The organism is Vibrio sp. V42_P2S4T144 (assembly GCF_009904715.1).
GTDB classification, from domain to species: domain Bacteria; phylum Pseudomonadota; class Gammaproteobacteria; order Enterobacterales; family Vibrionaceae; genus Vibrio; species Vibrio alginolyticus.
The window spans coordinates 1-2096 of the sequence record NZ_WXWS01000076.1; the positions used below are offsets into that span (position 1 = coordinate 1).

A 2096-nucleotide genomic window follows, 5' to 3' on the forward strand; every position below is an offset into this window, starting at 1 on the left:
CTTGGACTCCAATACCAATTTTCTTACAACGCTACATTAAGTATGTGAGTAACGCTACCACCTAAGCAAGGCTGCTCCACCACGAAAACAAAGCCCGACTTGAACGCAAGTCCTCAGCGCTATCAATTTTTTCAACAAACTAGTGCACTACCACCACCGTTCTCACTAACTTATCACCGAGCCGTTGCCTCTTTTTACCAAGAATGAAAATTGAGTCAATAAAACCTAAGAATGGAGTAATAACATTTCGAAAGAGCGACTGAAAAATATTGCACTTTTTACCCGTTCTTGCACTTATAACTGCAATGCCCAAAAGTTTTTTACCCACACTTTGACCATTTGGTAAACAATCAGAAAAAAGGTAATACGATACAGTCGCAGTTACTGCTGTAGCGCGCACAAGCTCTTTTTCAATACCGATTTCTAAGCCGACCCATAAAACGAGAGTAAAAATGCTAAAACTGACAAAAAGATCAACCATTTGTCCAACACACCTAACTCCCGGACTAGCCAAAACGTAATTTTCTAGAGTAAATTTTCCTGCATTTTTCATTTTAAAATTTGGACTAACAATTGCTTATTGGTGAACTAACGCTATTGAGACAGTAACATCCCCACTAAACCTAATCCATACTTCCGCAGAGTACGGTCGAACCTGATTTTTCTAACTTTTCAATATATTACCACGCTCGTTCTAAAGGCTAGATTGGTAATATTTCAACATCTCTTCTTGATTAAGCGCTTTACTTTCTAACTTTTGTTGATCTTTAAAGATTTGAGCTAATGAAGGGAGAGTTGAGCGATTTACTTTATAGTCATCAGACCAAAGTTTCCCTCTCATCACCGCTTTCGCACAATGAAAATACATACTCTCTATGACTATTTTGATAACAACCTTAGGATCTTTACTTCCATCGGGGCAAGCAGATATCAAGTTGGCGTCGGTGTGAATACTTGCGATTCCTTTAATACGGAGCACTTCATCAATACCATTTACCATCAATAACAACCCTACCTTGGGGTTACTAATGATATTTTTTAGACTATCAATACGATTGTTCCCCGAGCTATCAGGGAGCAACAATGTTGATTCATCTAAAACTTTTACGAAGCCAGGCTCCCCTCCTTTAGGAGAAAGATCGATATACCCTTGTGAATCAGCGGTACTTAGAACTGCAAAATGGCAATTATTAATTAATGTAATCGCATGAACATCCAGCACAGGCAGAGCTTTATTTTTAGCTCTCGCACTTGGCTCTGCGTAAATTTCTTTTAACTGCTCTATTGTTTTAATTTCACTCATTCAATGTTGTTCCTTCACTATCGTATAATGCTTTGCTTGTAAGCAAGCAGTAACTCTGACTTCTTGTATAGGCACTAGACCTAACTCATCGTAAAAATACTACGAGTACAAGTTATCTCTTTAATGCCTTGTTATCTAAAGATTTAAAGTTTTTCACTAAACTCCCCACACTGCTTACACTTATAACCATGCTTGTAAAAAAACAGTGGAAAACCCAGTAAAATAAAAACTAAGAAAGCTGGGCGTTTACCTTTTGTAAATGCAAATAGATCTTTACTACCACATTTAGTGCAAACGTCTTTTTCTTCATCAACGTTATTTCCCAATGATTCTGAGAAATCGCTACTAAGTATTTGTTTCGCATCTTCTGCATCACTTTCGTCCACCATCAGACGGACGCCGCCTATTGCATTTGAATAAAGCCACTGAGTATTTACCGTGTGCTCGTCAGCGATGTAACTTTCTATTCCGACACTATCTAGGCTTGCTCTCGCAATATGAGCTTCATGAGGAAAAGAAAACCTTGCTACTACAATCACATATTACTCCTTGTGGGAAAGCGCTCTCGTAACGTATAAGAAACGCTAATTGGAAATGCCATGTATGGTACGCTAGCCTGAACCGTTTGTTGTACCTAATCACCCAACCACAACTATTGAAACTACATCGACATCAAAACCATATGAAAAAATAACGGCAAACAAACAGCCACATGAGCCATGTCGGTGCTTGATACATTTTTCAACTTTATCACGAGCACGACCATAACCCACACTGTAGCGGACGCTAAGCC

At 38.7% G+C, this 2096-nt stretch carries 3 protein-coding genes; all 3 read right to left on the reverse strand.

From position 1 onward, the window contains the following. Nucleotides 1–139: 139 nt before the first annotated feature. Nucleotides 140–553 carry an RDD family protein gene (locus CAG68_RS02385; protein WP_054728586.1) on the reverse strand — a complete coding sequence of 138 codons (414 nt, stop codon included), beginning with the start codon at nt 551–553 and terminating at the stop codon, nt 140–142. 141 nt (nt 554–694) lie between these two features. After that, nucleotides 695–1303, reverse strand: a complete 609-nt coding sequence (locus tag CAG68_RS02390; protein WP_086046813.1) for a pyridoxamine 5'-phosphate oxidase family protein — start codon at nt 1301–1303, stop codon at nt 695–697. A gap of 143 nt (nt 1304–1446) precedes the next feature. Continuing rightward, nucleotides 1447–1842: a putative signal transducing protein gene (locus CAG68_RS02395; RefSeq protein ID WP_054728589.1), complete on the reverse strand. Its 396-nt coding sequence runs from the start codon at nt 1840–1842 to the stop codon at nt 1447–1449. Nucleotides 1843–2096: the final 254 nt, after the last annotated feature.

Coding starts and splice junctions, on each gene's coding strand:
- CAG68_RS02385 (WP_054728586.1), bottom strand. CDS start 553: ATGAAAAATGCAGGAAAATTTACTCTAGAAAATTACGTTTTGGCTAGT.
- CAG68_RS02390 (WP_086046813.1), bottom strand. CDS start 1,303: ATGAGTGAAATTAAAACAATAGAGCAGTTAAAAGAAATTTACGCAGAG.